We start from the raw sequence: 25106 nt of genomic DNA, 5'->3' as shown, positions 1-25106 counted from the left end.
AAATGGACGAAGAAGAGAATTTAGAGCCAATAGAAGGTCAGCCAGAAGGAACAGGACAGCATTTTTACGACAACCAAGAAGAAGACAGCCAGGATACCATTACTAAGGTAACCGGAATGTACAAGGATTGGTTTTTGGATTATGCTTCCTACGTAATCCTTGAACGTGCCGTTCCTGCTATCGAAGATGGTTTCAAGCCTGTACAGCGCAGGATCATGCACTCCATGAAAGAGTTGGATGATGGTCGTTACAATAAAGTAGCGAATATTGTCGGGCATACCATGCAGTACCATCCTCACGGTGACGCGAGTATCGGCGATGCCATGGTACAGATCGGACAGAAGGACTTGATTATCGACATGCAGGGTAACTGGGGTAACATCCTTACTGGAGATAGTGCCGCAGCTTCTCGTTATATCGAAGCACGAATCAGCAAGTTTGGGCATGACGTTTTGTATTCGCCAAAGATTACATCGTGGCAGGCTTCTTATGACGGAAGACGCAACGAGCCGATCAATCTTCCCGTAAAATTTCCACTATTATTAGCGCAAGGTGCCGAAGGTATTGCCGTCGGACTTTCCACAAAAGTACTACCGCACAACTTTAATGAGCTGATTGATAGTTCCATAAAAATATTAAAAGGAAAACCTTTTACACTATACCCTGATTTTCCGACTGCGGGTATTGCCGATGTTTCTAATTATAACGATGGTATGCGTGGCGGACGTGTCCGCGTTCGTGCTAAAATCGGGCAATTGGACAAGCAGACGTTGGTGATTACCCAGATTCCGTTCAGCACGAATACGTCGACGTTGATTGAAAGTATCCTGAAAGCAAACGAAAAAGGGAAAATCAAGATCAAAAAAATTGAAGACAATACCGCCGCTGAGGTAGAAATCCTGATTCATCTTTTTCCAGGGGTTTCTCCTGATAAGACGATTGATGCGCTGTTTGCTTTTACAGCCTGCGAAACGTCTGTAGCGCCGTTAGGTTGCGTCATCGAGAACCATAAGCCTTTGTTTATCGGTGTTTCTGATATGTTGAAAATATCGACACACAGAACTGTTGATTTGCTGAAACGCGAGTTGGAAATCCAGCTTGACGAATTAGAAGAACAATGGCATTTCCTTTCTTTGGAACGTATTTTCATTGAAAAAAGAATCTACCGCTTGATTGAGGAAGAAGAAACGTGGGAAGGCGTTATCAAAGCCATCGATGAAGGACTAAAACCGTATGTACAGCATTTGAAACGTGCCGTAACCGAAGAAGATATTGTCCGTTTGACAGAAATCCGAATCAAGAGAATCTCTAAGTTTGATATTGACAAAGCACAAGAAAAGATCGAAGCTCTGGAAGGCGACATCGAGCAAGTAAAATACGATTTAGAGCATATTATTGATTTTGCCATTGCCTTTTTTACAAAGCTAAAAGAGAAATACGGAAAGGGAAGAGAACGCCAGACCGAACTCCGAATTTTTGATGATATCGAAGCGACAAAAGTAGTGCTGAGAAATACGAAACTCTATGTAAATAGGGAAGAAGGCTTTATCGGAACCGGCTTGAAAAAAGACGAATACGTTACCGATTGTTCCGATATTGATGATGTTATTGTTTTTCTTCGAAACGGAACCATGATGGTTTCTAAAGTCGATGACAAAAAGTTCGTTGGAAAAGATATTATCCATGTCGCTATTTTCGATAAAAACGACAAGCGCACGATTTATAACATGATCTACCGCGATGGTAAATCCGGGCCTTCTTATATCAAACGTTTCAACGTCTCTGGAATTACACGTGATAAAGCGTATGACCTGACCCAAGAAAAAGCAGGCTCGCAAGTACTGTATTTCTCCCATAATCCGAATGGCGAGGCCGAAGTCATTACGATTTTATTGCGCCAAGTCGGAAGCATCAAAAAACTGAAATTCGATATTGATTTTGCGACGCTGGCCATCAAAGGCAGGGCTTCTAAAGGAAATCTGGTGACCAAATACCCAATCAAAAAAATCGAATTGAAGGAGAAAGGAATTTCGACCTTAAAGCCAAGAAGAATCTGGTTTGACGATACGGTACAGAAACTAAATGTAGACGGAAGAGGCGAGCTGTTAGGCGAATTCCGACCAAATGACAGGCTGCTGATTATCAATCAGTCTGGAAAATTAAAAACCATTATTCCGGAACTGACGACGCATTTTGATGAAGATATGGTTGTTTTGGAAAAATGGATTCCTAAAAAACCGATTTCTGCGATTTATTATGATGGCGAAAAAGAACGCTATTATGTAAAGCGTTTCTTGATCGAAAACGAAAACAAAGAAGAAGTCTTTATTACAGAACATCCGAAATCACAATTAGAAATTGTTGCAACGGATTATCGCCCTGTAGCGGAGGTAGTATTTGCCAAGGTAAAAGGTGTTCAGAAAGAAAATCAGACGGTTGATTTAGAAAGCTTTATTGCCGTGAAAGGAATAAAGGCAATCGGAAATCAATTGACAGCCGATAAATTAAAACAGGTGAATCTGTTGGAACCTTTGCCGTATGAAATTCCGGAAGAAGAAGTCCCAGAAGAAATTGAAGTGTCTGGCGATACCGAAATTTCAGGAGATATACAGCTGGATGACGACGGACAGATTACGTTAAGCTTAGACTAAAATAAAAAACGGAATGCAATCGATTGCATTCCGTTTTTCGTTATTCATACCTTTTGTCGGTAAGTGTTTTCATAAAGGCAACCAAGGCTTTTTTCTCTGCTGCCGTCAAGTTTAGTTTGTCCGTCGGAAGCGTCTGGTTTTCTACGGAAAGGCCTAATCCTGTTCCGCCTCCCAAATCATAGAATTCTACAATTTCCTCTAACGTTTTATAAGCGCCGTTGTGCATATAAGGCCCCGTTACCGCAACATTGCGAAGCGTCGGTGTCTTAAAGGCTCCTTTGAGCTGTGGCAATTGGTTGAAAAGATATCTTCCAGTATCATCACTCAGGTGTTTTCCGGAAGCATCTTCTGGCGTACCGATAACTTCGTGTTCTGTTTTTGCAAAATTCGGAGGCACCGTTCCGTTAAACAAAGGGGTAAAGTGGCAGGTAGCGCATTTTGCCTTTCCCATAAAAACATTCATGCCTTGAAGTTCTTCGGTGTTCATCTTGGCTGTATCGCCTCTCATGTACAAATCAAACCTAGAATCAAACGAATTGAGCGAACGGACATAGCTGGCAATGGCATTCTGGATCTGCCAGGCTTCTGACTTTTCGGATTTCGGATAGGCTTTCTTGAATAGCTTTTGGTATTCTGTAGCTGCCGAAACTTTGGAATGAATGTCCGCCAGCGACCCGTGCATTTCGTCTTCGTTTTCAATAACATCAACGCTCTGTTTTTCTAAGTCGAGCTGTCTCATGTCCCAAAACTGGGCATTTTGCAGCGAAGCATAGGTGAGGGTAGGCGTATTGCGGTTTAGGTTCTTGCCTTTTAAAGAAATATTGGTCTTCAATCCGTCGGTAAATGCTTTTTCTGGATTATGGCAGGTGGCACAGCTTCTGTCGTTGTTTTTGGATAGCGTTTTGTCATAGAACAGTTTCTCGCCCAAAGCCACTTTTTCTTTAGAATATTTGTATTCGTTGGAAGCCACAAATCCATCCACGTCGAAAGCATTTTCATCAAATAAAGTCGTAGCCGTCGCTTTTAGCGGACGATTTCTTTCAACGAAAGGTATCTTTTCTTCTTTCTGGAAAGCGCTTAGTTTTCTGGAAATCGGATTTAGGTATTGCGTAATAAAGTCAGCCCTATTGAACGTATTAAAATCAGGGTTTGAATCGCAGTAGGCCTTTGCTTTGGCAACGATTTGCTGTAGTTCAGTCAAAGTCTTGCTTTTTGGATTGATAAGCAAAAGCAGTTCCGGTACTAATGCCAGGCTTTGTTTGGCTTCGGGGATGGAAGAGTTGAGTATCGGACTATCAAACCCCGTAATTCCTAACGTCAAGATCCTAAAGACATTTTGCTGCACAGCATCTACTACATAATCGTCGCTGATGGTAATGGCTTCAAAAGTAGCTTCTACTTGTTTGGCATTCGAGAGGAGTATGTCTAGCTCGCGGATGACCTCTTTTTTGTTTTCGGGACTGTATTCAGGATAGATGAGTTCTTCGATAACCTGAAAACCGTTAGGCACGAAAAATTTGTTTTCTTCCAATTCCATCTCGTCCAACGCTGGCCCGTTCATGAATCGTGCTGTTTCTGGTACAAAATATTCCACAGCCCATTCAATCCTTTTGTATTGCAGTCTGGATTTTTTAAACTGCTCTACGATTTCTTTTTGGGAAGCTTCCTTAAACACGATTTCTTGAAAAAGGATAATCTCATTTTTCAGTTTTGTAAGATCGACCAAAAGTTCCTGCTTTATGTTTTTCTCAGGCACGGCTTCTTTACAGCTAGAAAGGAGCAAGGAAAGCACTAGCGAGAGAAGGGCAAAGTATTTCAATTTCATGTAATTTGAATAAAAGCAACAACCCTTATGAAGGATAAGGGTTGTCAGTTATGGATATCTAAATTGAAAATTAGCGCTGTACGTTTCTGATGATTACCGTCTGGCCACCTTCTTTGTTTGTGCTTCTGCCGCTTCCGTCAGCATTTAGGAAAGCATCTTTCTGCCAAGTGTGCGGATGTACGTTGACCATGAAGGTATCCGGAACGCCGATGACATCAGAAATATCAATCATGGCTCCAAATTCCCAGCTTCCGAAACGCATTTCACCTGTCTGGTTGTACAAAGAGTTCCAAGCAGCATCCGTTCTTTTATGGTTCATGTTCAGCCAAGGCTTGTTTTGCTTAGTAGCAATGTTGTATTGCCAGATATACGAATCGTGTTGTGCCGCAGCATAGTAGCTGTCGCCATCTTCTTGGATGTACACGAAGTTTTCGGTAACGCAAAGGTTGTCAGGATTGATTAATCCCGTTCCCGGAGTACTGTCGCCTTCGGCTACTACTTCAAGAGTTCCAGCCAATGGGTTGTTGGCATCCATTTTTAATCGGTACACACGTCCCCACATCGTATAGCCATCTACAGGAGCGTTTGATGTCGCCTGACCTGTTGCTGTAAAATAGACTTCGCGGCTGTTGCTGCCTCCGCCTTTTCTGTAATCAACGTCTTCCACTCTTGAAAAACGGATAGCGCCTAAGTTGTTTACCGTCGTGTTGATTACCGCACCTGTAAGGTTTTTGGCATTCGGAATTTCAACAAACGAAACATTATACGTATTGTTTAAGGTCATAGCCGTTTCTACTTGGTTTCCGTCCGTTCTTTTTAAGGCATATAATTTTCCGTTCGACAGGTCGCCTACGGTATTGCTCATGTACATGATTAGCTGTCCGGCACTGGCATGAGACGTAGCATACGATTGGTCTTCTCCTATCAAGATAACAGTTTTGCCTTGGTACGCTTCTTTTGGAAGCGGCACGGCATTTTCCATACTTGCTTTTCCTAAAGCAGGAAGTACTCGGTCAGTTCTGCTTCTGTCGTTCGTAAGTCCCATTGGGTCGATACCGTGAACCATGCTTTCTTCGCCGCTTTCTCCAGCCGTCAAGAATATCGGTCCAAATCCGTGGATTTCTGGAACAGCCAATGTTGCAGAACACAAACGCGTCATACCTCCAACACCGTCAACAATATATTCTCCTTTGACAGGCTTGAACGTCTTGTCTAGGTATACTCTAGAAACCGCCTGTAGGATTTCGTGGTTGGAAATCAAGATGTAGCCTTCTCCAGAAGGATTTTTCATCAATCCGGCACCATCCGGCTGTGCGCCATAGACGAAGGTTGGCGATTGTGAAAGCTGGTCGGCACTCGTGATCAAGGTGCTGATCTGCATGTCTTCAAATCCGGCCATCGGAAAAACGAAAGGCGGTATTGAGGAATGCGATGTAAAATCAATGTCCTTGTTTACGGGAGTTCCGTTAGAATTGTCATCGTTCTGGCAGCTTGCCATCACAAGGCTCAATGTCGCCAATAAAGCGAAGTTTTTTGTTTTTAGTTGTCTCATTTTGTTGGTTTTTTGTTTGGCACAAAGCTATTTATGAGACGTTAACATTAAATTAAGGAATGATTTTTAAAAGTATATTTAAACGTAAAGGAATTGTTTTTTAAACCAACGGAATGTTATTTTATGTGCATGAAAGGGTATAAGTACCTAATTCATCTCCAAGCTTATGAAAAACACCCGCGAGCCCGATAAAAACGTTCGCCAACGTATGAAAATACCCCGTCCGACACGTTCTATCATCCGTGTTTGACGTCGCGACACCCGCGCTTGGCGTTCCGAACCTCAAAATCCAATCTCAGGACGCCAAAATTGGGGTCGCGAACGCCAGTTTTAGGGTTACTAACGTGTCGCCTGGAGTTAAGAACCCCGTACGCGGGACTTACAACGCCAATGGCAGATGATTGAACGTCAAGCGTGGGGTTTGGAGCGTCATTTTTAGTGAGCTAGGATAGAAGTAAGACAGATACTGCTCAAAAAAAAACGCTCCCAATCTGGAAGCGTTTTATATAGTATGTACTGTAAGCTTATTTAGAAGCTCTCTTGCGCATTTTCATATTGATAAATTCTACCGCAAGCGAGAAGGCAATGGCAAAGTACAAATAACCTTTTGGAACGGCACCTACGTGCTGTCCGGCCAATTGTGCGCCAGATAGGTGCATGCTTTCTGTAATCAGCATAAAACCGATAAGGATCAAGAAAGCCAATCCTAAAATCTGGATGGATGGGTTGGCATTGACAAAATTTCCAACAGGAACTGCAAAAAGCATCATGACTCCGACAGAGATAACTACAGCCGTAATCATAATATATAAGGCACCTTCTAGGCCGTTGGTCATTCCGACAGCTGTTAGGATGGAATCAACCGAGAAAATCAAGTCAATCAGCAAGATTTGAAGGATAACGTTGGAGAATGATTTTTTAGCAGCGCTGCCCAAGCTTTTTTCTTCTTCGCCTTTGTGGTCTACTTTTTCGTGTATTTCTTTGGTACTCTTATAAATCAAGAACAATCCTCCGAGTAATAAGATTAGGGCTTGTCCGGTAATATCGGCACTAAACCATCCAAAATCAAAAGAAAACAACGGCGCTTTCATGGCGATAAGAAGCGTGATTCCGAAAAGCAATCCGATTCTCATAAACATGGCCAAGAACAAACCTATTCTTGTGGCTTTTTTGCGGTCCTCAACAGGCAATTTTCCGGTTACAATCGAAATAAAGATGATGTTGTCGATACCCAAGATGATTTCCAGAAAGGTAAGGGTTAGCAAAGCGATCCAAGCGTCCGGATTTAAAAATACTTCCATTTTGATGTTTATTTATTGATTTTGGTTACTGTTCCTTTTTGTTTGTTTACGTCTCCTAATTTTGAAAACTCAAATGTATAAGAATTTTCGGTTGTACTCAAAATTTTCATGTGGATTGCTTGCTTTTCGGCCATATTCTTCGGATTTATTTTTTCCAAGACATATTCGCAATCGTTAATCCATCGGACAGAGGAACTGTCGGTCTTTCCCTCAAATGTATCAATTTCCAACGTATCGTTTCTTACAAAATGAGATGTTTTTTTTACACCATTGACTTCGTATGCAAATTCAAATTCTCCAGTTTTAAAGTCTTTGCAGTTGCGTTCTACCGTATAACATGAGGACAACAGTCCTAGTGAAAGTAATGCGAAAGGGAGTATTTTTTTCATTTATTTAGAGTTTAAGCCTTTTAGTTCGTCGTCGGTAAAATTTTTAATGGACTTTTCTTTTGAAAATTTGGCAGCGTTATAATCTCCCGATTTGTTTTTTGGTATAGAAAGGCTGTCCCATTCGGTCTTTTTTAATAGCTTGGCATAAAAGACAATCTGTCCGATATGATACGGATAATGTGCCAGCTGCCTGTTGATTGCTTCTACGACGGTATGGCCTTCATTTCGGATATAGATGATATCGGTAAGCTGTTCCGGCTGTAATGGGTTTAGCGCATTAAAAAGGCAGTCCCACGCCTCGTTCCATTTTTCTAGCAGTTCTTCTTTAGATTGGTAGGTATCTACAAATTCATCATCTCGCTTGCGCCAGTCTTTTTCTCCATCTGAAGTAAGAAAATCGGTCCAGCGCGAAAGCATGTTGCCATGCAGGTGCTTTACGATTGTGGCAATGCTGTTGGTATCTTCGTTTAGCGCTACAAAAAGCTGTTCGTCTTCTAATTGATGTATTGCTTTTTCGCCTAGTGTCTTGTAGTACAAAAACTGCTTTTTGGCACTTTCTAAAAAATGAGAATTTGCTTCCATATCAAACGAGTTTTAAGTTGTGTTTTTCTAATAAGCCGCCCGCATCTTTCAGCGAAAACTTTGCTTTTTTTATTGAATTTAATTCGGGATCGATCGAAAAGTTATAGGCTTTTGACAGATCAGCTTCCATTAGGATGGATTTGTCAAACAAGGCACCGTTTAGATTTATATCATCAAAAACAGCTTTGGTGAGGTTGGTACCGGAGAAATTGACTTCCTGCATGGACGAAGTTGAAAATTTAGTCTTCTGCATTTTCTTGTTCGCAAAAGAACAAAAATCTAACATGCAGTCTTTAAACTTTACTTCGAATAGGAAATCATCGCAATATTCAAAGGCAATGCCCATCATTTTACATTCCTCAAATTCGACGTTTTTTAGGCTTGTCGCATTCAGCTTTATCATCGAAAGGTTACAGCCTTTAAAAGTACAGTCTAAAAATTGGCTTTGCGAAAAGTTGCTGCCGTAGAAGTCGCAGTCTATAAAAGTACAGTTTTCAAATTCCCGATGGGTAACCGATTCTTCGGTATGGATTACTTTGGTAAACGTCTTGCCTATGTGAATCGTTTCTTTCATCGCTTCTTGAATAGGCTGTTCATGATTTTTCGGATACCTAAAAACATCATCATCATGGCTCCCAAACAGGCTAAAATACCAAAGCCCAAAACAACTACATACCACGGATGGCTTTGGTTTTTAAAAGCACTGTGGATGATGACAGGACCTAGAAAAAGCAAGGGCATTGCGATGGAAAGGTATAAGATTCCTTTTTGGAGTATTTTTTTATCAGTATTCATAGGTTACTTTTTATAATTCTCTATAGAATTTCTGACGTTCTTGTATTTTTCGAGTAATGATTTTGCTTCATCTTCTGATATGGAAAGTTCTTCCATGATCATTCCTACAGCTCGCCCTACTAGTTTGTGATTGCTCAATTGCATATCGACCATCTTGTTGCCTTTGACTTTTCCGAGCTGGATCATCGTTGCCGTCGAGATCATGTTTAGGACTAATTTCTGGGCGGTTCCGGCTTTCATTCGGGAGCTTCCGGTTACGAATTCGGGTCCGACCACCACGTCAATCGGAAAGTTAGATGTCTGTGACAGCGGACTTCCGGCATTGCAGGAAATGCTTCCTGTGGCGATGTTATTTTCATTGCATTTCTGCAGGCCTCCGATAACATAAGGCGTAGTTCCCGAAGCAGCGATTCCGATAACAATATCTTTTTCAGTAATATTCCACTCTTGCAGATCTTTCCAAGCTTGTTCTTTATCGTCTTCTGCAAATTCTACTGCTTTTCGGATGGCAGTGTCGCCTCCAGCAATAATTCCGATGACCCAATCAAATTGAACGCCAAATGTCGGCGGACATTCAGAAGCATCGACGATTCCTAATCGTCCAGAAGTTCCGGCTCCGATGTAGAATAATCGGCCACCGTTTTTCATCTTTTCGACTACTTTTTCAACCAATTTTTCAATCTGCGGCAGTGCCTTTTCAACGGCAAGCGGAACGGTCTTGTCTTCGTTATTGATGTTTTGAAGCAGCTCTGCAATAGGCATTTTTTCTAAGTGCTCGTATTTTGAAGATTGCTCTGTGGTTTTTATGAAGCTCATTTTTTAAAGTGCAAAGTGAATTAGTTTCAAAGTTACAAAGTTTTGCCTACTAAAGCAGGAGGCTAGGCTTTGAATTTAGCTTGATCTTATATAAAATAAGCCACTACAATTCCAATCGCAATCATCGACAGCTTAGCAAGATTGAATTTATGCCCTTCGCTGCTTTCAAAAATAATCGTAGACGAAATATGGAATAATATTCCGATTACGACTGCAGTAATTTCGGTATAATAAGCAGTCAAGAAGGGAAGGTATTCTGAAAGCACGGTTCCTAAAGGCGTCATTATTGCAAAGGCAATCATAAATAGCAAAATAGCCGTCTTGTTGAGGTTTGCATTGACGAAAAAAGAAGTCAGGATTATGGCAATCGGCAAGTGGTGTATGGCTATTCCTAATGCCAGGTCATGGTGATGGCTTACAGGAAAACCTTCTAACAATGCATGAATGCAAAGGCTGATAAATAGAAGCCAAGGCATTTTGTGGATTTCTTCATGGCCGTGAACGTGTCCGTGTTCCGCTCCTTTTGAGAAGAACTCTAAGATAATCTGGAATAAGATTCCGAGCATGATAAAAATCCCTATAACATTAGAATGCTCATGACCGTGGTCGTGATGGGCATGATGCTCGGCTTCATATACTTCGGGGAGCAGGTGCATCACCGTAATGGAAAGCAGGAATGATCCGCTAAAAGCCATCAATAGTTTCAGGTTGGTCTTTTTCTTTGGTTTTAGGAATAATGCGATGGCATAGCCGATTAAAACGGAAAGCAGGGGCAGTATATAAGGCAAAATGTTATTCATAGTGACACTTAGAAATTTAGTAGTGGTGGTTCGATCTAAATTATTTGAAAACCATTATCAATCGTTCGCTTTCGTGCTTGTAGAATTTTTTTAATTTATAATCCCCGAAAGTATCTAGGAGGAAAATACCCGCTTCTTCCATCATCTCTTCAAAATCCTCTAGTGTCAGGGCTTGGACTTTTTCTACGAAATGGAATTTCTCGCCTTTGTCCTCAAAATCAATTTCTTTGAAGATATGGCCGTCCTTTACATAGCGTTTAATCTTAAAATCGATGCCTTCTACGGTTTTGGTTTCTTCCGGAACCAGATTTTGGATAACGTGATGCACGTTCATAAAATCGATGACGGCAAAACCATATTCAGACAAGCTTTCTTTTATGGCTTTTAAAGTCGTAAGGTTGTCTTCGTCGTTTTCGAAATAGCCAAAGCTGGTAAACAGATTGAAAATGGCGTCGAATTTCTCATCAAACGAAACCCTCATGTCGTGAACCGTAAAATGCAATTTAGCATTTGAAGATTTAGAGGCTTCGGCAATGCTGTTTTCAGATAAGTCAGCACCCGTGACATCGTATCCAAGCTGGTTGAGATAGACCGAATGGCGGCCTTTTCCGCAGGCAAGGTCTAATATTTTTGCGTCTTCAGGAAGATTGAGATAATTCGTGATATTGTCCATAAACACTTGGGCTTCTTCATAATCTCGGTCTTTGTAGAGTATGTGGTAATATGGAGTGTCGAACCAAGAGGCAAACCAAGTATTTTTTTCTTTTTGCATCGTATTTATTTAAGCCACAAATTTAGTGTATTTTTGCAGAATATAACTATAAGTAGTGCCCATTTTAGAGGGTAAAATCCATATGGAAAATTTTAAAATGATAGCCAAGACCTTTTTTGGCTTTGAAGAAATATTAGCAAAAGAATTGCAGATTTTAGGAGCGCAAGACGTAGAACAAGGCGTGAGGATGGTGAGTTTTGTCGGTGATAAAGGATTTATGTATAAAGCCAATCTTTCGCTGCGAACTGCCTTGAAAATCTTGAAGCCGATTTACTATTTCAGAGCTACAAACGAGCAAGGCTTGTACAAAGGAATTTCGGGAATCGATTGGTCGCAGTATATGAACTCTAACCAGACTTTTGTAATCGATACGACGGTACATTCAGACTACTTCAAGCATTCGCAATTCGTTTCTCAGAAAAGCAAAGATGCGATTGTGGACCAATTTAGAAATAAGACAGGAGCAAGACCGAGTGTTGATAAGGATTACCCTGATTTGAGAATCAATATTCATATTGATAAAGACCAGATTTCGGTTGCTTTAGATACTTCTGGAAATTCGCTTCACCAAAGAGGCTACAGGACAGCGACCAATATAGCGCCTATCAATGAAGTTCTGGCTGCGGGAATGCTGTTGCTTTCTGGTTGGGACGGACAAGGACATTTTCTAGACCCGATGTGCGGTTCGGGAACCATCTTGGCGGAAGCCGCAATGATTGCCTGCAATATTCCGGCCAACCTAAACAGAAAAGAATTTGCTTTTGAGAAATGGAAGGATTGGGACAATGAGCTTTTCGACCAGATTATCGATTCGCTGATGAAAAAGATAAAGGAATTCCATTATACGATTCAAGGTTATGATAAAGCGCCTTCGGCGGTTTCAAAAGCAAAAGACAACATAAGAAATGCCAATTTAGACGAATATGTTTCTATCGCAGAAAAGAATTTCTTCGATACCGAAAAAACGACACAAGGCCCGCTGCATATGGTTTTCAATCCGCCTTATGGTGAACGTTTAGATATCGAGATGGAAAGTTTTTATAAAAATATTGGCGATACCCTAAAACAGAATTATCCGGGTACAAATGCTTGGTTTATCACCGCAAATCTCGAAGCTTTGAAGTTTGTGGGGCTAAAACCGTCAAGAAAAATCAAGCTTTTTAACGGAAGCCTGGAAGCACGATTGGTAAAATATGAAATGTATGAGGGTAGTAAAAGAGCCAAATTCGCGCCGCCTACTTCATAATTCTATAAAAGTAATAACGTGCGCTTATGAAATCCAAAATTTTGTTGCTCTTATGTTTGTTCTGTTTGCATCTGGCTTTTTCACAAGAAAGCAAGCAGGATTATTTGTCAAATAATAAGTTTGACCTAAATAAGCTGGCAGCATTTCCGCAAACGGAGATGAAAATAATAGGATTTGGGGCGTATCATGGAAGTGCCAAAACAGAAGAAGCAGAGTTATTGCTTTTGAAATCGGTATTAAAAAATAATACTATCCGATTCTATTTTCCTGAAACCGACTATAGCATTGCGTATTTCTTTAACGAATACCTCCAAAATGGAGACGAGAAATTGTTAAAAGATCTGGTTGAAACCTATGGCGGAAGAGTGCCTCAAGAGCGTTCTGTAGAAACCTTCATGAAATGGAGAAACCTTAAAAAGATAAATGACGATCTGGCATCAGACAAGAAAATAAAAGTTTTAGGCGCTGACCCTATTGTGAGCTACAAATATACCTGTAAGCATTTGCTGTCATTAGCGAATAGCGGAATAGGAAGCTGGAAGAAATTGGCCGTTTTGAAGGAGATGGTCGAAAAAGATACGGCAAACTATTCTCCCTATAAAGAAAACTATGCTAAGAAAATGCTCAGAGAATTTGTAGCGGATTATGAAGCAGATCAAAAATCCTATGAGAAATTTATAACTGATAAGAACCAGTTTCATCATTTGATTGCGACGATAAAGGAAAGTTTTGGAGAAAGTTCCAGAGAAAAAGCTATTTATAATAACTACATTGCCTTGTCAAAAATCTATAATTACGACAATGAGTTGAAATTTTTCAGATATGGTTTTGCACATTTGATGAAAATTAGAGAAGATGATAATTCTCCTTCATTTTTCACGCAGTTGATTGAAAATAAAATCTACAAAAAAGAAGAAATAGTTTCAATTCTAGGCTATCTGACCAAATCAAGAGTGCTTTGGGATGTCATTTATGATAAAAAGGGCAATTATAAAAAATCAACAACCGAAGGAGGCTTTGGTATCGGCGATTATAAAAAAGAATACTTTAAGGGAATTGACGAATTGAAAAAACAGAAGATTTCAGACATGACCATTTTCAGGCTCAACCAAAACGGAAGCCCTTATGAACAGATGGGTACTTCTGATCTAATGGAAGTTATTTTGACGCCCAAATCTAAAGAACAGATCGACTATAGTAAAAAATCGACGGCTGGTTTTATTGATTATGCTGTTTTGATTAGCAATTCCAAAGCAAATACTTCTATCTATAAACTTTCGGAAAAATAATTTTATAATTAGCTTTGCATCGATTATTCAACAGAGCCTATCTCTAATCTAACGAATTCATATAATGACTTTAAAAACAAAAGCATTCCTATACCAATTATTGTGCTTCGCCGCTTTGTTTATTCTTGTGCGCTTTTTAGTAGCTGCTTATACTAACCTGCAAGGATTTTGGATTCCGTTAACGGCATTTGTAGTAGGCACAATCCTTTCGCCTCAATTTCAGGCTATAAAAACGAATGACGGGGAAAAACTTTTTATGAAGTGGATTTTCATGAAAGGAATCAAGCAGCTAAAATAATTATTCTTCCTTTTTCTTTTCTTCCTCAACCTTAGGTAGGTTTTGCTTTTTGTAGATCGGAATGAAGTAGCTTATGGTGTAATTAAATCCTACGCCAAAATCACCATCATACGTCCTGTTAAAACCAGGAATGTACAAATTGTCAAAATCGCTAGGCTTTTTATTTGAAACCAAACGGTTCATGCGAAGCGTAAAGCCCATGAAAAGGTTGTCGAACACTTCTGCTTTTACGCCAGCAACGAATTCTATCCAATGCGCCGAAAGTCCATTGTATTTGCGAGATACGGTAACCACATCCGTTTCGTCAAAATAAGGATTAGGGTTATAGATAGTGTAGCTGTTCAATTCTTGAGAAAACGAGCTTACGCCATAGCGCATGCCAAGCGTAATCATGTTTTCCATGTCCAGCCAGTTTTTGTAGATATTGTAGTCAAAACCTGCCTTGAAATACGTTCCTTTTGTCGTAAAATTTAATTGAGGCTCGTCTGTTGTCTTTTTTTCATTACCGATTTCGCCAGCAATATAGATTTTTTGCGTCAGGCGGTAATCTCCCGTAATTTCAAAACCCTTATAATCTTTATCGTAGATCGATCTTGCTATTTTATACAGATCGGCTCCGACGCGCAAGCCATAGCGCTCGGTCTTCGGAACAATCGTATCGGGTTTCTTTTCTTGAGCAGCAGCGGATAATGAAATCAGCACTAAAGCCAGATTAAAAATAGATTTTAATGTGTATTTCATTTTCGGTTTCTATATTAGGTGTTTCGACAATAATATTGTTGATCCATTTATTACTGTCAACGGCATTTGGCTCTTGAATAGGACTTCCCGTTAGGTCAAAATTAGTCTTATAACCGCAAGCTCTGGAAACGTAGATTTCTTTAGTCGTATAATTGAAGGTAATCTTGTCTGCGTTCAGGATAGCAGGATTTGTACTGGTCGAATTTAGCGTAAGCGTATATTCTGTCGTCTCGCCATTGATTTTTAGAGGCAGTCCTATTTTGTTGGAATTCGCCAAATAACGGTTAGGGTCTGTCGATAGCAGGATGTCATTGAAAACAACTCCGTTTGGCGATCCATCCACAGCTACAGCTTTTAGGTTGGTTACCGTTTTTAAGACCGAAGGATTGTCTTTTTCGTAAAATTCGATAATCAATCTAGGAGTAGTGGGAGTGGTACCGGAACAGATATCGTCCTTCTCGCATCCGAAAAAACAAACGGCTATAAAAAGTGACGCAATTATAGTGTGGAATTTCTTCATCAATTTTATCTTTTTTCCAAAAGTACAACATTTTCAACGTGATGCGTCTGCGGGAACATATCCACAGGGCGAACTTTTGCAACTTTATAGAATTCGTCCATCAAAGCCAAATCGCGTGCTTGGGTTGCCGAGCTACAGCTCACGTAAACGATTCTGTCTGGAGCAATTTTTAAGATCTGTTGGATCACGTCTTTGTGCATCCCGTCTCTTGGTGGATCGGTAATAATCACATCAGGCTTGCCATGTTGGGTGATAAAAGCTTCGTTAAAGACAACTTTCATATCGCCGACGAAGAACTCACAATTGGTGATATTATTACGCTTTGCATTTTCTTTAGCATCGGCAATCGCTTCAGGAACAGCCTCGACACCAATTACTTTTTTCGCTTTTTTAGAGACGAATTGGGCAATGGTTCCCGTTCCCGTATATAAATCATACACCAGTTCGTTTCCGGTCAATCCAGCAAAATCACGTGTGATTTTATACAGTTCGTACGCTTGGTCTGAATTGGTCTGGTAAAAAGATTTGGCATTAATGCTGAATTTTAGCCCTTCCATTTCTTCCAGGATATAATCTCTCCCTTTGTAGAGAATTACGTTTTGGTCGTAAATCGTATCGTTTGGCTTGCCATTGATAACATACTGCAGCGACACGATATTTGGGAATTTTTCCAAAAGGAAATCCAATAAGGCTTCTCTTTGTTCTTTGTTCTCTTCAAAAAACTGAATCAATACCATGATTTCCCCTGTAGAAGCCGTACGAATCATCAACGTACGCAAAAGGCCTTCGTGGTTTCTCGGATTAAAAAAAGCAAGGTTGTGCTCGTTTGCATAATCACGAATCGAATTACGGATGGCATTGGACGGATCTTCTTGCAGATGACATTCCGTGATGTCCAAAATCTTGTCCCACATTTTTGGAATGTGGAAGCCAAGGGCATTTCGGTTTCCTAAATCCTCATCGCTTTCGATTTCTTTTTCGGTCAGCCAGCGGGCATTCGAAAAAGAAAATTCCATCTTATTTCTGTAGAAAAACTGCTTTTCAGAACCTAGAATCGGTTCGAATTCTGGCAGTTCTATCTTGCCGATTCTTTTTAAATGGTTGAAGACTTCGTTGTTTTTGTAGAACAGCTGCTTTTCATACGTCATGTTTTGCCATTTACAGCCTCCGCAAGCTCCAAAATGCTGGCAGACTGGTTCGATCCTGTCTTCAGAAAATTCATGAAAGGCTATGGCCTTTCCTTCATAATACGCCTTTCTTTTCTTGAAAGTCTGTACGTCTACCACATCGCCGGGCACTACATTCGGAATAAAAATTACTTTTCCGTCTGGTGCTTTTGCAACTGAAACTCCTTTAGCGCCTGCATCCAGCACCTTTATATTCTCAAAAACGATCTTGTCTGTCTTCTTTCTTCCCATACGGCAAAAATAAGCGATTGTTCTGTTTTTTGAATTGAAATTAAGAAAATTTTTCCATTGCTATTTGAGACCTTGCACAAGCTTGTTTTTTTATAAATTTGAGAGGAATTTAAAAGACAAAAAGCTATGAAATCTCATCTTGCTCTTCTTCGCGGAATCAATGTCAGCGGTCAAAAACTGATTAAAATGGAAGCTTTAAGAAAAGCTATGGAAGATAATGGTTATCAAAATGTTAAAACATATATACAGAGTGGAAATATTTTGTTTGATTCTTTAGAAAATTCTCCTGAAGCGGTAGAAAATCAAATCCATGACCTTATCGAAAAGTATTTTGGATTTGATGTTTCCGTTGTCGTTATCAACCAAGAAACTTTGGAATCGGTTTCTAAAAATAATCCCTATCTGAAAGAAAAAGAGATTGATTTGAAAAAGCTGTATATTACTTTTTTATGTTCTATGCCTGCCGAAGAAAATATAGAACTGCTCAAAAAAGCCAATTTTGAACCCGATGAAATTATTATTAAAGACCGTATTGTTTTTATGAAATACAACAATCCGGCTGGTAATTCAAAACTTACGAACAAGCTGATCGAAAGCAAGCTCAAAGTAAAGGCAACGGCCAGAAATTGGAATACGACGTTAAAGCTGTTGCAGCTGTTTCAAGAAAGAGACAGTGCGTAGATTCTTTTGTTAAAGTTTATGAAATTTAATTTCTTTCCGCTTTTGCTTTTCGTAATTTTAGGTAAAACAAATCTATAACAGTTATGAAAAGAAACGCTACAGCAGTCTGGGAAGGCTCATTAAAAGAAGGAAACGGAAAGATTTCTACACAAAGTACAGTTTTGAGCAATGCACAATATTCATTCAAGACCCGTTTTGAACAAGGAAATGGCACTAATCCCGAAGAATTGATTGCGGCTGCCCATGCAGGCTGTTTTACAATGCAATTGACGGCTTATCTAAACGAAGCAGGATTTACAGTGGCATCCATCGAAACCAAATGCGATGTTGATTTCCAAGACGGAAGCGTTGTAGGATCACATCTGTCGGTTTTGGCAAGAGTTGATGACATTTCAACAGATAAGTTTCAAGAATTGGTAAAAAAAGCAGAGACAACTTGTCCGATTTCACGATTGCTGAATACGAAAATCACATCAAATGCTACTTTGGTACTTCCTTGATAAATAGCCTATTTAAAATTATATGAATCCCATTTTTGCATCTGAAAAGTCAGTTGGAGAAATGGGATTTCCGTTTGTATTCGTTTACTACAACGATTGAAAATCAATTTAGATTCACTAATTTTGCAATGCGATATGGATGATTTCTCTCCACAAGAAGGAATTGATTTTTGAAGAATTAAAATACTTTCACAATGTCAGTTTTAGAAAAAAACAATGCTTCTGAAGCCATTTCTTTAGAAGATAAATTCGGCGCACACAATTATCATCCGCTTCCTGTAGTTTTAAGCAAGGGAGAAGGCGTATACGTTTGGGATACGGAAGGAAAAAGATACTATGATTTCCTTTCGGCTTATTCTGCGGTAAACCAAGGACACTGCCATCCAAAAATTATAGGAGCTTTAGTAAATCAGGCACAAACCTTGACGCTGACTTCAAGGGCTTTTTACAATGACAAGCTTGGGAAATATGAAGAATTCGTAACTCAATATTTCGGATTTGATAAAGTATTGCCGATGAATACGGGAGCAGAGGCAGTCGAGACGGCTATCAAGCTTTGCAGGAAATGGGCTTACGAAAAAAATGGAATCCCAGAAAACGAAGCGCAGATTATCGTATGTGATGGGAATTTCCATGGAAGAACTACCACGATTATCTCTTTTTCAAATGATGAAAATGCGCGCAAAAACTTTGGTCCTTACACTGCTGGCTTTATCAGTATTGCCTACGATGATTTAGAAGCTTTAGAAAATGTGCTTGAAACTCAGAAAAATGTTGCAGGCTTTTTAGTAGAGCCAATTCAAGGAGAAGCGGGTGTTTACGTACCATCAGAAGGTTATCTAGCGAAAGCAAAAGCACTTTGCGAAAAACATAACGTACTGTTTATTGCAGACGAAGTACAGACAGGAATTGCCAGAACAGGAAAATTATTAGCGGTTCACCATGAAAATGTACAGCCAGATATCTTGATATTAGGAAAAGCATTGTCAGGAGGCGCCTATCCAGTTTCGGCAGTATTAGCAAATGATGATATCATGAATGTAATCAAGCCAGGACAGCACGGTTCTACTTTTGGAGGAAATCCTATAGCGGCTGCAGTTGCTATTGCGGCATTAGAAGTTGTGAAAGAAGAAAAATTAGCTGAAAATGCGACTCGTCTTGGAAATATTTTCCGTGAAAAGCTAGGCGAGTATATCAAGACTAGCACTATTACGACGTTAGTTAGAGGAAAAGGATTGCTGAATGCCGTTGTAATTAATGATACAGAAGAAAGCGACACGGCTTGGAATATCTGTATGTCGTTGCGTGATAACGGACTTTTGGCGAAGCCTACGCATGGCAATATTATTCGTTTTGCGCCGCCTTTGGTCATGAACGAAGAACAGCTCTTGGATTGCGTTTCGATTATCATCAAGACGCTCAAAGAATTTGAGAAATAGAAATTAAAAAAGCCGCTGTAAAGCGGCTTTTTTGTTATTGGTTCTTCGTGATAATTATTTCTGTTGGATCTGGCGAATCCATTCTTGCTGCATCTCTTGTATTCCTTCTGGTCCGATAGCCACATAGAAATAAATGTTTACAATCAGATAAATTGCACTCAACGCGATTCCGATATACGCAAGAATTTTTCCTGTATTGATATTCGAATAGTTAGAATACAACTCTGGGTTTTCCAGATAAAGCTTTGTGTCTTTTTTTGCCAGCACGATTGCTATGATGCCTAGAATCAGACCGATTACGCCATAACAACAGCAAGTAAGGATTGATAAGATTCCAAGAATAAGAACGGCTTGAGCATTAGGTAATTTTTGTTTTTCCATAAGAGTAAAGAGGTTTTAGTTATTAGCTGGTTATTTTGTAAATGTAAGAAATTACCATTATTGTAGCATTGATTATGGCTAAAGAAATTATTAATTTATGATAATTTCTTGTCTTATCGATAAAATTCAGCCCTAAAACCATGAAAAACAAGATTGTAGTGTAAATGGCTGGAAACATATGGAAGGCATCGACAAACTCACCTTTTAAGATCAAGGCCAAGGCTCTTTGCGTACCGCATCCGAGGCAGTCTATTCCGAAAATTTTCTTGTTCATGCAGGGAATCATGTATTCTTCCATGGTCGTATAGATTTGATTGTACAATTTTACGAAAAAAGCATAAAGTTTGTTATTAACCAGATAATTATTTTTAAAGTTTACTACTTTTGGCAGACTACAATTAAAATTGTTATGAAAAAAATATATGTTCCCATAATGGCCCTTGCTGGAGTTTTTGCTTTATACGAGCAGAGCAAGCCGCATCCCAATGTGTATATTATGATTCTTGCAATCATCATTTTTATGTATGGAATGATGAGGCTGACAGCCAAAGTGCCAAGTAAAAACCAAGATAATTCTGATGATGATGTTAGCTAAAGGAGATAGGGTGACGGTGCTTGATGAAGCGGTTAATGGTGTTGTTCTATCAGTTAAAAATAACGAAGTGACGATAGAAACTGACGATGGATTTCAATTGACATATTTTGTCAATGAATTGGTTAAAATTCAGAATTTCAGTGATTTGAATTTTGGAATCGGAAGTCATAATTTAAGTCAGGTTTTGAAAGAAAAGGAAATCCCAAAACCAAGAAGTTTTGTAAAAGAAAAGAAACCAAAAGACGAAAGAGCTGCTCCAGAATTTGATTTGCACATTGAAAAACTAGTTCCCAATAAAAGAGGAATGTCCAATTATGATATCCTGACCTTACAGACTGAAACGGCAAAAAGACATATTGAATTTGCGATCAAGAACAGGATACCGAAAATTGTTTTTATACACGGTGTTGGTGAAGGTGTCTTAAAATCGGAACTCGATTTTTTGCTGGGTCGCTACGATGAAATTGTTTTTCAAGATGCCGATTACCAAAAATATGGTTTAGGCGCTACAGAAGTTTACATCAAGCAAAATCCTAATAGATAATAAAAAAGCCCAATAAATTTTATTGGGCTTTTTTGTTTTTTTTTGTATCGAAGACTAATTTGCCGTCCTATAATCTCCAAACGTTTGGATGCTTTGTACAAAGGTGTTGTTTGTAGCTCCGACTCTTTTGTATTTTACATTCGTAAGTGTAATCGTGTGGACAAGATTTGCGCCGTCTACTAAAGTTTCGATCTTGATTTCACCAGTTGCCGGGATAATGCCATTGCTGGCCACTCCATCTTCAGCTTGCCATTCTTCATACAAAGTAGGCAATCCTGCGCCATCTGTACTACATAGAGAGGTAGGCGTAACATCTCCTCCATATATTCTATAAGTAAGTTGATTGGTGTCGTTTACCAAATAAGTTGCCAAGCCTGCCGGTCCTTGAAAAACAGAAGCAGGAAGATTCAGTATTATCACCTCGTTGAGATTTTGTTTGTTTTCTGCATTTCCGACATTGGAATCAAATATTTTAAACAATCTGCCATCTGTACATTTTTGGATAGGTGTTGCGCCAAAAGCAAAAGTAATATTTGATTTAGTTTGGTATTTCCCGAAAATATATTCAGTATAGGTTACCGTTCCGCTACTCGCATTCGACAAGGTAATGTCTCTAAAAACAATAGAGTGGTCATATTTTGCTGCTTCAATAGTAGTTGTATTGTCTACAGGGGTTGTTTTGATTTCTATTTTGCCACTAGATTGATCTGCAGTGCTCCATTCGTCGATGACATTAGGAGATACAGGAGGGATCAAGGAGCAAAAATAATCAGTTGGAACTTCGCCGTTAAAAACGCGATAAATAATCTTATTTGCTGCTGAAATTTGCAGATTGCTGGTTCCTTCTAGATTTCTGAAAGGAAAAACGTTTGTCGGAAATTTTATCAGCAATGCTTCATTATTATTCAGCTTAAAAACAGAGTTCAATACCTCGCCATTCGTTGAGCAATTCGCTGCTGTCGCATTGCTAAAATCGAAGGAATCAAAAGTCAGGTCGCCATCATCGCAGGCACTTAATAAAAACAAGCAAGAGAGTATTCCAAAATACTTTTTCATTTCAATAGAATTTATAGCAAAAATAGTTTTTTTTATTATTCTGACAGACTACATTAATTTTTATTTAAGCTTCGGAATAGAACGCTTAAAATCGAATATGTTCTTATATTTGGAAAGCAAATCACTAAACCGTGAAATTTAAAACCCTACAGATCCTATTACTTTGGCTTTTCTCATTGTGTTCTCAGGCACAAGAACTTCTGCCTTTTGTTGAAAATTTTACCAAGTCTGATTATAATGGAGACAATCAGGTATGGAATGTAACTCAGGGAGAAGATAATGCCATGTACTTTGCAAATAACCATTATTTTTTGCGGTACAATGGCGTCAAATGGGAAAAGTATGCGCTTCCGAACAAGACTGTAATCCGTTCTATATTTATTGACGGAGACAGAGTCTATTCAGGTTCCTATAAAGAATTTGGCTATTGGAAAAGAATCAACGGTAAGATGAAATATTTTTCGCTCACCAACGGCAAAAATATTTTCTATGGCAGTTCCGATAACGAAGAGATATGGAAAATCTTTAAGTACAAAGGCAAGTTGTATTTCCAGACGTTTAATGAAATTTTTATTTATGACGGAAATACGATTAAAAAAGTAGAATTCCCTTCTCAAGTTTCCTATTGCTATCTTGTCGATGATGAGATTTATGTCGCGACTGTTCGTGAAGGCATTTATATCATGAAAGGAACCCAATTCATCAAGAAAAAGAATTGGGAAATTCTGGAAGAAAATGTAATCCATAATATTGAAAAGCATCACGGACAGGTTTACATCTTTACAAAAAATAAAGGTGTTTTTGTCGTAGTAAACGATAAGCTGGTTCCTTGGAATCATCCGTTAAATTCTGTGGTCAAGAGCGAGGTATTGGTTTCGGCAAAATTTGTAGATGACAATACCCTGGTTATAGGAAGCGGCTTGCAGGGGCTCTACATCATAAATCTAAATAATAACAGTTATAAGAACCTGAACAGGCAGAACGCGCTTAAAAATAACGCGATATTGTCTATCGGTATCGATAAGGAAAAAGATTTGTGGCTTGGGTTGGATAATGGAATCTGCCATGTAGAAATTAACTCTCCGCTTCGCGTGTTTTCTGATAATTCGGGTATTTTGGGTTCGGTATATTCGCTTTCAACCATAAACGACGGCTATCTTTTTGTGACCAATCATGGAATTTTCACCTGCAAAAATAAAATGCTGGAAGTCTTGCCTAATTCGCAAGGTCAGGTTTGGGATATCTATAAAAGAGACAACGAGTTTATCATTGGCCACAACGACGGAACTTTTTTATACGATGGAAGAACAGCGCGACTGCAAAAAGTGAGTCAGGTAAATGGAGGATGGAAATTCCTGAAAGGCGAATTTGAGAATGTATATTTTCAGGGGAATTATGCGGGAATTGTTGTTTATGAAGACACAAACGACTTGTCGAAATTCAAATTCTTGGATGGGCTAAAAAAACCAATCAAAAACATCGCGCAAAATAAGCCAGGAGAACTTTGGGCAGCAGACAATTACAGGAGTTTGTACAGGATTACCTATAATAAAGACTTCAGCGTCAAAAAAGTCGAAAATATTTCACAGCTTAATAATATAAAAAACGATTACGGCGTCAAGCTTTTTAGCTACAAGAACGAGATACTTTTTTTGATTGACAATTATTGGTATGTGTACAATTCTATTTCAGGAAAGTTGGTAAAAGACGAGCTTTTTAATGCTTCTTTTAAAAATATATCAGATATAATACCTATTGATGACGAAAATTTCCTTGTATTAAAAAATGGCCTTCTATATGTTGTTTCTCAAGTAAAAAATGAATTTGTATGGGAGCTGATTCCTGAAAAGTATTATGAAGGGCGAATCATCATCGAAAATATAAAAGTATATAAAGATGGTGATCAGTATCTGATGAACTTGGATGACGGCTTTATTTCGTTCCAGATCAACAAAAGCAAAAGAAAAATACAAGGCATTTATGCAGAAGCCTATTATCAAGGCAATCTTATTGACGAAAATACGCGCATCAAATACAACCAGTCTGTTGAAGTTAATGTGATAACGGAATATTTGGGATACAATCGTCCGGATTTGTTTTATAAGCTCAACGATTCTAACGGATTTATTCCAATAAAAAAAGGACATCTGATTCTAAATAATTTGAGCAGCGGCACGCAAGAGCTTGAGTTTTATTATAATGACGGGAAAAAATTTGTAAAAGTTGCTTCTTATAATTTTAATGTCAGAAAGCCTTGGTATTTTTCTGTCTGGATGATAGTGTTTTATGTGCTTATTATTTCTGGCAGTTTCTTTCTTTATTATAGATGGAATAAGATCAGATATCTGGAAAAGATCAAGCTGAAAGAAGAAGAGTTGAAGCACCAAAAAGAAATCCTCGAGCTGGAACTGAATACAGAGAATAAGCTGAAACTTCAGGAATATGAAAAGCACATTTTAGAAATTGAAGTGCAAAACAAAGCCTATGAAGTAGCCGGCAAGTCGCTTTCGATTGCCAAGCAAAGCGAAATGATCGACAGTATTCAGGAAATTCTTGAAACAGAGACAGATGTCAACCAGATCAAAAGCAAGATCAAAAAGTCAATCAAGATCAATGCGCTGAATAAAAATGAATGGGAAAGCTTTGAGCATAACTTGATGCAAAGCCATGAAGAATTCGTTCACAAGCTGTCTAATAAATTTCCAGTGCTTACTTCCAAAGATATTAAGCTTTGCATTTATCTTAAGATGAATTTATCTTCCAAAGAAATCGCTCCATTGATGAATATCTCGTTTCGAGGGGTGGAGCTACATCGTTATCGATTAAGAAAGAAATTAGGTCTTACTTCCGATGATAATCTTTCTAAGTTTATGATTAATATATAAGAAAGACCTGTTTTTTAATAATAATAAAAT

26 protein-coding genes are annotated in these 25106 nt (G+C 38.9%); 10 read left to right on the top strand and 16 right to left on the bottom strand.

Annotated elements, in window-relative coordinates; translation table 11 throughout:
- Positions 1-2 precede the first annotated feature (2 nt).
- Entirely contained in the window at positions 3-2651 is a 2649-nt protein-coding gene (locus GGR22_RS01165) for a DNA gyrase/topoisomerase IV subunit A (RefSeq protein ID WP_182492238.1), read from the top strand.
- Positions 2652-2691: 40 nt separating this feature from the next.
- Here GGR22_RS01165 and GGR22_RS01160 read toward each other — a convergent pair whose 3' ends face one another.
- The 10 genes from GGR22_RS01160 to GGR22_RS01115 form a co-directional block, all read right to left on the bottom strand.
- Positions 2692-4476 carry a cytochrome-c peroxidase gene (locus GGR22_RS01160; protein WP_182492237.1) on the bottom strand — a complete coding sequence of 595 codons (1785 nt, stop codon included), beginning with the start codon at positions 4474-4476 and terminating at the stop codon, positions 2692-2694.
- A gap of 70 nt (positions 4477-4546) precedes the next feature.
- Positions 4547-6028 (bottom strand): PhoX family protein, encoded by a 1482-nt coding sequence (locus GGR22_RS01155; protein WP_121374574.1) that lies wholly within the window; start codon positions 6026-6028, stop codon positions 4547-4549.
- A 524-nt stretch (positions 6029-6552) separates the two neighbouring features.
- On the bottom strand, positions 6553-7329 hold the full coding sequence (locus GGR22_RS01150; RefSeq protein ID WP_121374573.1) for a TerC family protein: 777 nt from the start codon (positions 7327-7329) through the stop codon (positions 6553-6555).
- An 8-nt stretch (positions 7330-7337) separates the two neighbouring features.
- Positions 7338-7718, bottom strand: a complete 381-nt coding sequence (locus GGR22_RS01145) for a DNA topoisomerase IV (protein WP_121374572.1) — start codon at positions 7716-7718, stop codon at positions 7338-7340.
- Positions 7719-8300 (bottom strand): DUF1572 family protein, encoded by a 582-nt coding sequence (locus tag GGR22_RS01140; RefSeq protein WP_121374571.1) that lies wholly within the window; start codon positions 8298-8300, stop codon positions 7719-7721.
- Position 8301: 1 nt separating this feature from the next.
- Complete coding sequence (locus GGR22_RS01135) at positions 8302-8874, bottom strand: pentapeptide repeat-containing protein (protein ID WP_182492236.1); 573 nt, start codon at positions 8872-8874, stop codon at positions 8302-8304.
- Entirely contained in the window at positions 8871-9095 is a 225-nt protein-coding gene (locus GGR22_RS01130) for a DUF6095 family protein (protein WP_182492235.1), read from the bottom strand. Before GGR22_RS01130 ends, GGR22_RS01135 begins: the two co-directional genes overlap by 4 nt.
- Positions 9096-9098: 3 nt before the next feature.
- A complete protein-coding gene (gene murQ, locus GGR22_RS01125) occupies positions 9099-9911 on the bottom strand; it encodes an N-acetylmuramic acid 6-phosphate etherase (RefSeq protein WP_182492234.1) in 813 nt (270 codons plus the stop codon).
- A gap of 86 nt (positions 9912-9997) precedes the next feature.
- Positions 9998-10699: a ZIP family metal transporter gene (locus GGR22_RS01120; protein ID WP_182493493.1), complete on the bottom strand. Its 702-nt coding sequence runs from the start codon at positions 10697-10699 to the stop codon at positions 9998-10000.
- Between the two features lie 52 nt (positions 10700-10751).
- Positions 10752-11483, bottom strand: coding sequence for a class I SAM-dependent DNA methyltransferase (locus tag GGR22_RS01115; RefSeq protein ID WP_182492233.1), 732 nt, complete (start codon positions 11481-11483; stop codon positions 10752-10754).
- Between the two features lie 82 nt (positions 11484-11565).
- Here GGR22_RS01115 and GGR22_RS01110 point away from each other — a divergent pair, with 82 nt between their 5' ends.
- The 3 genes from GGR22_RS01110 to GGR22_RS01100 all read left to right on the top strand — a co-directional run bounded on the left by GGR22_RS01110 (position 11566) and on the right by GGR22_RS01100 (position 14316).
- Positions 11566-12729, top strand: a complete 1164-nt coding sequence (locus GGR22_RS01110; RefSeq protein WP_182492232.1) for a THUMP domain-containing class I SAM-dependent RNA methyltransferase — start codon at positions 11566-11568, stop codon at positions 12727-12729.
- A 26-nt stretch (positions 12730-12755) separates the two neighbouring features.
- Positions 12756-14018, top strand: coding sequence for a hypothetical protein (locus GGR22_RS01105; protein WP_182492231.1), 1263 nt, complete (start codon positions 12756-12758; stop codon positions 14016-14018).
- A 64-nt stretch (positions 14019-14082) separates the two neighbouring features.
- On the top strand, positions 14083-14316 hold the full coding sequence (locus tag GGR22_RS01100; RefSeq protein WP_121374564.1) for a hypothetical protein: 234 nt from the start codon (positions 14083-14085) through the stop codon (positions 14314-14316).
- Here GGR22_RS01100 and GGR22_RS01095 read toward each other — a convergent pair whose 3' ends face one another.
- Genes GGR22_RS01095 through rlmD form a run of 3 tightly spaced genes read right to left on the bottom strand, consistent with a single transcriptional unit; the run spans position 14317 to position 16995 of the window.
- Complete coding sequence (locus GGR22_RS01095) at positions 14317-15057, bottom strand: DUF6048 family protein (RefSeq protein WP_182492230.1); 741 nt, start codon at positions 15055-15057, stop codon at positions 14317-14319.
- Entirely contained in the window at positions 15029-15577 is a 549-nt protein-coding gene (locus tag GGR22_RS01090) for a DUF6452 family protein (protein ID WP_182492229.1), read from the bottom strand. Before GGR22_RS01090 ends, GGR22_RS01095 begins: the two co-directional genes overlap by 29 nt.
- A gap of 5 nt (positions 15578-15582) precedes the next feature.
- The gene (gene rlmD, locus GGR22_RS01085; protein ID WP_182492228.1) at positions 15583-16995 is read right to left on the bottom strand and encodes a 23S rRNA (uracil(1939)-C(5))-methyltransferase RlmD; all 1413 of its coding nucleotides are present in this window, start codon (positions 16993-16995) and stop codon (positions 15583-15585) included.
- 126 nt (positions 16996-17121) lie between these two features.
- Here rlmD and GGR22_RS01080 point away from each other — a divergent pair, with 126 nt between their 5' ends.
- From GGR22_RS01080 to rocD, 3 genes are all read left to right on the top strand, one after another.
- On the top strand, positions 17122-17676 hold the full coding sequence (locus GGR22_RS01080; protein WP_182492227.1) for a DUF1697 domain-containing protein: 555 nt from the start codon (positions 17122-17124) through the stop codon (positions 17674-17676).
- A gap of 83 nt (positions 17677-17759) precedes the next feature.
- Positions 17760-18176 carry an OsmC family protein gene (locus GGR22_RS01075; RefSeq protein ID WP_182492226.1) on the top strand — a complete coding sequence of 139 codons (417 nt, stop codon included), beginning with the start codon at positions 17760-17762 and terminating at the stop codon, positions 18174-18176.
- 194 nt (positions 18177-18370) lie between these two features.
- A complete protein-coding gene (gene rocD, locus GGR22_RS01070) occupies positions 18371-19615 on the top strand; it encodes an ornithine--oxo-acid transaminase (RefSeq protein WP_182492225.1) in 1245 nt (414 codons plus the stop codon).
- Between the two features lie 54 nt (positions 19616-19669).
- On the opposite strand, the gene GGR22_RS01065 is transcribed toward rocD, so the two are convergent.
- Positions 19670-19996 carry a CCC motif membrane protein gene (locus GGR22_RS01065; RefSeq protein ID WP_121374557.1) on the bottom strand — a complete coding sequence of 109 codons (327 nt, stop codon included), beginning with the start codon at positions 19994-19996 and terminating at the stop codon, positions 19670-19672.
- Positions 19997-20018: 22 nt separating this feature from the next.
- Positions 20019-20294 carry a DUF2752 domain-containing protein gene (locus tag GGR22_RS01060; RefSeq protein WP_121374556.1) on the bottom strand — a complete coding sequence of 92 codons (276 nt, stop codon included), beginning with the start codon at positions 20292-20294 and terminating at the stop codon, positions 20019-20021.
- Between the two features lie 111 nt (positions 20295-20405).
- Here GGR22_RS01060 and GGR22_RS01055 point away from each other — a divergent pair, with 111 nt between their 5' ends.
- Positions 20406-20591: a hypothetical protein gene (locus GGR22_RS01055; protein ID WP_121376185.1), complete on the top strand. Its 186-nt coding sequence runs from the start codon at positions 20406-20408 to the stop codon at positions 20589-20591.
- Positions 20581-21135, top strand: coding sequence for a Smr/MutS family protein (locus GGR22_RS01050; RefSeq protein ID WP_182493492.1), 555 nt, complete (start codon positions 20581-20583; stop codon positions 21133-21135). Before GGR22_RS01055 ends, GGR22_RS01050 begins: the two co-directional genes overlap by 11 nt.
- Positions 21136-21189: 54 nt before the next feature.
- Here GGR22_RS01050 and GGR22_RS01045 read toward each other — a convergent pair whose 3' ends face one another.
- The gene (locus GGR22_RS01045) at positions 21190-22191 is read right to left on the bottom strand and encodes a hypothetical protein (RefSeq protein ID WP_182492224.1); all 1002 of its coding nucleotides are present in this window, start codon (positions 22189-22191) and stop codon (positions 21190-21192) included.
- A 131-nt stretch (positions 22192-22322) separates the two neighbouring features.
- On the opposite strand from GGR22_RS01045, the gene GGR22_RS01040 reads away from it, so the two are divergent.
- Complete coding sequence (locus GGR22_RS01040) at positions 22323-25076, top strand: LuxR C-terminal-related transcriptional regulator (protein ID WP_182492223.1); 2754 nt, start codon at positions 22323-22325, stop codon at positions 25074-25076.
- Positions 25077-25106: the final 30 nt, after the last annotated feature.

The organism is Flavobacterium gossypii (assembly GCF_014138495.1).
Lineage (GTDB): Bacteria > Bacteroidota > Bacteroidia > Flavobacteriales > Flavobacteriaceae > Flavobacterium > Flavobacterium endophyticum.
This window is presented reverse-complemented; position numbering and strand designations above follow the sequence as displayed.

Excerpts from the sequence above, each read along its gene's own strand:
- GGR22_RS01075 (WP_182492226.1), top strand. The coding sequence starts at position 17,760 with ATGAAAAGAAACGCTACAGCAGTCTGGGAAGGCTCATTAAAAGAAGGA.
- GGR22_RS01105 (WP_182492231.1), top strand. The coding sequence starts at position 12,756 with ATGAAATCCAAAATTTTGTTGCTCTTATGTTTGTTCTGTTTGCATCTG.
- GGR22_RS01145 (WP_121374572.1), bottom strand. The coding sequence starts at position 7,718 with ATGAAAAAAATACTCCCTTTCGCATTACTTTCACTAGGACTGTTGTCC.
- GGR22_RS01095 (WP_182492230.1), bottom strand. The coding sequence starts at position 15,057 with ATGAAATACACATTAAAATCTATTTTTAATCTGGCTTTAGTGCTGATT.
- GGR22_RS01165 (WP_182492238.1), top strand. The coding sequence starts at position 3 with ATGGACGAAGAAGAGAATTTAGAGCCAATAGAAGGTCAGCCAGAAGGA.
- GGR22_RS01060 (WP_121374556.1), bottom strand. The coding sequence starts at position 20,294 with ATGGAAGAATACATGATTCCCTGCATGAACAAGAAAATTTTCGGAATA.
- murQ (WP_182492234.1), bottom strand. The coding sequence starts at position 9,911 with ATGAGCTTCATAAAAACCACAGAGCAATCTTCAAAATACGAGCACTTA.
- GGR22_RS01150 (WP_121374573.1), bottom strand. The coding sequence starts at position 7,329 with ATGGAAGTATTTTTAAATCCGGACGCTTGGATCGCTTTGCTAACCCTT.
- GGR22_RS01160 (WP_182492237.1), bottom strand. The coding sequence starts at position 4,476 with ATGAAATTGAAATACTTTGCCCTTCTCTCGCTAGTGCTTTCCTTGCTC.
- GGR22_RS01140 (WP_121374571.1), bottom strand. The coding sequence starts at position 8,300 with ATGGAAGCAAATTCTCATTTTTTAGAAAGTGCCAAAAAGCAGTTTTTG.
- GGR22_RS01100 (WP_121374564.1), top strand. The coding sequence starts at position 14,083 with ATGACTTTAAAAACAAAAGCATTCCTATACCAATTATTGTGCTTCGCC.
- rlmD (WP_182492228.1), bottom strand. The coding sequence starts at position 16,995 with ATGGGAAGAAAGAAGACAGACAAGATCGTTTTTGAGAATATAAAGGTG.
- GGR22_RS01130 (WP_182492235.1), bottom strand. The coding sequence starts at position 9,095 with ATGAATACTGATAAAAAAATACTCCAAAAAGGAATCTTATACCTTTCC.
- GGR22_RS01065 (WP_121374557.1), bottom strand. The coding sequence starts at position 19,996 with ATGGAAAAACAAAAATTACCTAATGCTCAAGCCGTTCTTATTCTTGGA.
- GGR22_RS01135 (WP_182492236.1), bottom strand. The coding sequence starts at position 8,874 with ATGAAAGAAACGATTCACATAGGCAAGACGTTTACCAAAGTAATCCAT.
- GGR22_RS01115 (WP_182492233.1), bottom strand. The coding sequence starts at position 11,483 with ATGCAAAAAGAAAAAAATACTTGGTTTGCCTCTTGGTTCGACACTCCA.
- rocD (WP_182492225.1), top strand. The coding sequence starts at position 18,371 with ATGTCAGTTTTAGAAAAAAACAATGCTTCTGAAGCCATTTCTTTAGAA.
- GGR22_RS01155 (WP_121374574.1), bottom strand. The coding sequence starts at position 6,028 with ATGAGACAACTAAAAACAAAAAACTTCGCTTTATTGGCGACATTGAGC.
- GGR22_RS01110 (WP_182492232.1), top strand. The coding sequence starts at position 11,566 with ATGGAAAATTTTAAAATGATAGCCAAGACCTTTTTTGGCTTTGAAGAA.
- GGR22_RS01080 (WP_182492227.1), top strand. The coding sequence starts at position 17,122 with ATGAAATCTCATCTTGCTCTTCTTCGCGGAATCAATGTCAGCGGTCAA.
- GGR22_RS01050 (WP_182493492.1), top strand. The coding sequence starts at position 20,581 with ATGTTAGCTAAAGGAGATAGGGTGACGGTGCTTGATGAAGCGGTTAAT.
- GGR22_RS01090 (WP_182492229.1), bottom strand. The coding sequence starts at position 15,577 with ATGAAGAAATTCCACACTATAATTGCGTCACTTTTTATAGCCGTTTGT.
- GGR22_RS01055 (WP_121376185.1), top strand. The coding sequence starts at position 20,406 with ATGAAAAAAATATATGTTCCCATAATGGCCCTTGCTGGAGTTTTTGCT.
- GGR22_RS01045 (WP_182492224.1), bottom strand. The coding sequence starts at position 22,191 with ATGAAAAAGTATTTTGGAATACTCTCTTGCTTGTTTTTATTAAGTGCC.